Here is a 4,012-nt window from a genome sequence, read left to right on the forward strand (position 1 = left end):
GGCGGGGCGGGCGTCGTCCGGGCCCGGGGTGAGCCGACAGAGGCGGCGGAGACGGTGCCCGGGCGTCGCGACGCCCGGGCCGAGCGGGGGGGCGACGACGCGGTCCGGGGATTCGAGCGCGGCGCACAGCGCCAGCTCGAACCTGTACTCCATACCGCGGGCAGGGACGCCGCGGTATAAAACGCGTCGCCCGGGGCCGGCGACGGGCCCGGCGCTCCGTCGCCGCCCGCGTGCTAGCGGGTCGAAACCGGTATTCCCCGCGGGACCGTACGGCGACCATGCGCCGGGTCACCCGGAACCTCCTCGTCGCCATCGCCCTGGTCGTCGTCGCGCTGCTCGCGCTCGGCGCGCTCCCGAGCTACCTCGGGAGCGGCGACCCCTACTACCTCACCGTCGAGCCGATCGAGACGAACGGCACCGCGGCCGACGTGAACAACGTCTCCGACAGGCGGTACCCGTACCTGATCGGCGCGATAGAGAGCGACGACGGGCGGTCGGCGGGGTATCAGACCGGCCCGTACGGGATGAAGGAGTGGTTCACGCACACCCCGTTCGACGAGGTCGACGCGCTCACCCAGCAGGTGCCGAACGCCTCGACAGAGGCCGGCGTGCGGGTGCGTCGCGACGGGCAGGCGTTCCACGCGGAGGTGGTCCGCCCGTGACCGACGAGCAATCGGACCCCGACCCGTCGGGGGGCGACCTCCGTGACCTCCCCGCGTTCTCGGACGGCCGCAGCCACTCGCTGCCGGGCGAGCCGGAGTGGCCGGTGCGGGAGGTCGTCGTCGAGTACGACGAGGGGTGGTTCGTCGGCGGCTACGACCGCGTCGAACAGCCCGACGGGACGGAGAAGAAGTACTACTGGGCGGAGCTGTCGCCGGCGACGGTGATCGTCGCGGTCGCGGACGGGCGGGTCCTGTTCGTCGAGCAGTACCGCCCCACCGTGCGGAACACGCAGCTGGAGCTTCCGGCCGGCATCGTCGAGTCCGGCGAGTCCTACACCGAGGCCGGGGCGCGCGAGCTCGCCGAGGAGACCGGCTTCGAGCCGTCGTCGACGTCGCTGCTCCAGGAGGTGTGGTGTTCGACCGGCGTGTTGCGACACAAGCGCGGCTACGTGTTCGCCGAGGGGTTAGAGCCGGTCGACGTCGACCACGACAGCAACGAGTTCCTCTCCCCGCGGTCCGTCCCGGTCGGTGAGGCGCTTGAAATCGCCCGCGATCCGCCGACGAACGACGCGACGCTGGAAGGGCTCCTGCTCGCCGAGCGCGAGGGCCTGCTCTAGGCGCCCGCGGTCACGGCCGTTCCCCTCTCCCGTCGAATCCGACGCGGACCGGCGCGAATCGACGCAGAACCCGACGCGCGTCCAGTTCCCGGCGCCGACGAGGAGGTATTAGTCGCCTCGGCCCCTGTACTCGGCTATGAGCCAGACCTCGGAGCAGTCGGTGTTGCTGTCGGACGACCCTCCGCTCGACCTCCGCCTCTCGGACGAGGAACTGGAGGCGACCCGCGAGCGCGTCGTCTCGTTCATCCGCGACGTGGTCGACGACGCGGGCGCGGAGGGCGCGGTCCTCGGCCTGTCGGGCGGTATCGACTCGACGCTCACCGCGCACCTCGCGGTCGAGGCGCTCGGTGAGAAGGGCCTCCACGGGCTCACGATGCCCTCGGCGGTGAACGACGCCGACGTGATGAGCGACGCCGAGCGCGTCGCTCACGACCTCGGGATCGAGTACGACGTGGTCGAGATCCAGCCGATCGCGGAGGCGTTCTTCGACGCCGTCCCGGAGGCGGCCGACGACCGCACCGCCGCGGGCAACGTCTACGTCCGAACTCGCGCCGTGTTGAACTACTTCGTCGCCAACGCGGAGAACCGGGTCGTCCTCGGCACCGGGAACCGCGCCGAGGCGATGACCGGCTACTACACGAAGTACGGCGATCAGGCGGTCGACTGCAACCCCATCGGGAACCTCTACAAACAGCAGGTGCGCCAGCTGGCCGCGCACGTCGGCGTCGACCGCGATCTGGTGATGCAGGAGCCGACCGCGGGGATGTGGGAGGGCCAGACCGACGCCGAGGAGATGGGGCTCGACTACGACACCGTCGACGCCATCCTCGCGGTCCACGTCGACGGCGGGCTCTCGCGGGCGGCGACGGTCCGCGAACTCGACGTCCCGGCAGAAGCCGTCGACCGCGTGGTCGACCTCTACGAGCGCAGCGCCCACAAGCGGGCGATGCCGCCCGCGCCCGATCGCGACTTATAAGTAATCGACTGCGTCTCGACGAATACTTATAAAGAGGACTGCGGTGGCGCGTGCCTGCGAGGCCGCCCCGCGGCCGAGCCGCGAGGCTGGGGAGGTGTGAGGTGCGGTCGCTGTGTGGTGCGGGGCGGGACTCAAAGGGGCAGTCACCGGCGGCTCCGCCGCCGGCTGTCACCGTAGGGAGCGAACGGAGTGAGCGACTGAGGAGCACAGCGAGCCACGCGAGCCGTCGCGGCTGGGGCTTTGGACGTGTTTACCCTCGATCCGTTATCAGCCATTTATCGGTGAGCGGCCGGGGGCTTTGGAGGAGTTCGTCGCAGAGTCTTCGACTACTTATAAATATCCGACAACAACACCGCTCGATCACAAACGGAATTTCCGAGACGTGGTGATTCTCAGAACTCCCGCAGTTCCTCCAGGACTTCGTACGCGGAGCCGTCGTCGATGGCTTCGCGGGCCGCGTCGAGGCCCTCCTCGATCGAGTCCGCGTCCTCGCCCGCGTAGATCCGGAGCGCGGCGTTGACCGCGACCGCGTCCGCGAAGGCGCCGTCGCGCTCGCCGGCCAACACCGCCTCGGTGATCTCGGCCGACTCAGCCGCCACGTCGTCGACCGCGAGGTCCTCCTCTTCGAGGTCCATCCCGTACTCCGCGGTCTCGATCTCGAAGTCGTCGAACGAGGCGCCCTCGCTGCCGGCCTCCTCGCCGTCGCCCGCGTCCCACTCCGCGACCTTCGTGTAGCCGGGGCGCACGTCGTCGTACCCCTCCATGCCCTGGAACATCAGGACGCGGTCGAGGTCGTGGAACTCGCTTTCGACGAACGTGTCGACCACCTTCTTCGCGAACGCGAGGTGGTAGAAGGAGCCGAGGTGCGTCGAGGCGCCCGCGGGGTTCGCCAGCGTCTCGACCGTGTTGACGAACGACCGGACGCCCATCTGGTCGCGGCGGTCGAACAGGTCGTCGATGGCGGGGTTAAAGGCGGGCTGGTAGTAGAAGCCGAAGCCGGTCTCGTCGACCATGTCGGCGGAGTCGGCGGGCGTCAGCTCGGTGTGGACGCCCAGCTCGTCTAAGACGTGCTTGTACGCGTCCTGCTTCTGCGTCGGGACGCGGTCACCGGAGTGGACCACGACCGGCGTGCCCGCCGCGGCCGCGACCGCTCCGGCCGCGACGCCTAAGATCGCGGTCCGGCCCTTCCCGTCGTAGTTGGCGCCGCAGTCGACGGGGTCGACGTCCGGTTCGGCGTACTCGACGCGCTCGCACATCACGTCGACGTACGCGCCGAGCTCCTCGGGCGTGTTCCGCTTCCAGCGGTTGGAGAGCCAGAACGCCCCGAGCGTCGTCGGGTCCGGCTCGCCAGCGAGGATGCGCTCGAACGCCTCGGTCGCCTGCGCGCGCGTGAGGTCGTCGGCCGACTTGTGGCCGGAGCCGCAGACCTCGGTCATCAGCCGCTTGAGGGGCCAGTCGCCGAACTCCTGGGTCGCCTGAGCCATACGCTCCGTTCGGGTTCTCCGACGAAAAGTCCCCCGTTCGACTCCCGGGCGCCGGGAACGCGTCGGGCCGACGATCGCTCCCGCTACGCGAGACCGCGGTGTCGCGCGCGAGCGGCGAGCCGGGACGACGAGGCCCTCCTCGCCGGATCCGTGGTATCTGTTCGCACACTAAAAAAGAACACTCGTCCACTTGAACGCTATTAAATCATTCATTCATCTGTTTATTCCTCTCTAGTATTCTGTATCAGGTCTAGAACAGCGTCAGAGTTATAT

The 4,012-nt window shown here is 69.1% G+C and carries 4 protein-coding genes; 3 read left to right on the plus strand and 1 reads right to left on the minus strand.

The annotated features are described in order from the left end of the window. The first annotated feature begins 278 nt into the window (after positions 1–278). From B9G38_RS14890 to B9G38_RS14900, 3 genes are all read left to right on the plus strand, one after another. Positions 279–662, plus strand: coding sequence for a hypothetical protein (locus B9G38_RS14890; RefSeq protein WP_086220896.1), 384 nt, complete (start codon positions 279–281; stop codon positions 660–662). After that, positions 659–1,279, plus strand: coding sequence for an NUDIX hydrolase (locus B9G38_RS14895; protein WP_086220897.1), 621 nt, complete (start codon positions 659–661; stop codon positions 1,277–1,279). Before B9G38_RS14890 ends, B9G38_RS14895 begins: the two co-directional genes overlap by 4 nt. A 136-nt stretch (positions 1,280–1,415) precedes the next feature. Next, positions 1,416–2,255, plus strand: a complete 840-nt coding sequence (locus tag B9G38_RS14900) for an NAD+ synthase (RefSeq protein ID WP_086220898.1) — start codon at positions 1,416–1,418, stop codon at positions 2,253–2,255. Between the two features lie 392 nt (positions 2,256–2,647). Here B9G38_RS14900 and B9G38_RS14905 read toward each other — a convergent pair whose 3' ends face one another. Next, positions 2,648–3,739, minus strand: a complete 1,092-nt coding sequence (locus tag B9G38_RS14905; protein ID WP_086220899.1) for an anthranilate phosphoribosyltransferase — start codon at positions 3,737–3,739, stop codon at positions 2,648–2,650. Between the last annotated feature and the right edge of the window lie 273 nt (positions 3,740–4,012).

The organism is Halorubrum sp. SD612, from assembly GCF_002135005.1.

Excerpts from the sequence above, each read along its gene's own strand:
- B9G38_RS14890 (WP_086220896.1), top strand. The coding sequence starts at position 279 with ATGCGCCGGGTCACCCGGAACCTCCTCGTCGCCATCGCCCTGGTCGTC.
- B9G38_RS14905 (WP_086220899.1), bottom strand. The coding sequence starts at position 3,739 with ATGGCTCAGGCGACCCAGGAGTTCGGCGACTGGCCCCTCAAGCGGCTG.
- B9G38_RS14900 (WP_086220898.1), top strand. The coding sequence starts at position 1,416 with ATGAGCCAGACCTCGGAGCAGTCGGTGTTGCTGTCGGACGACCCTCCG.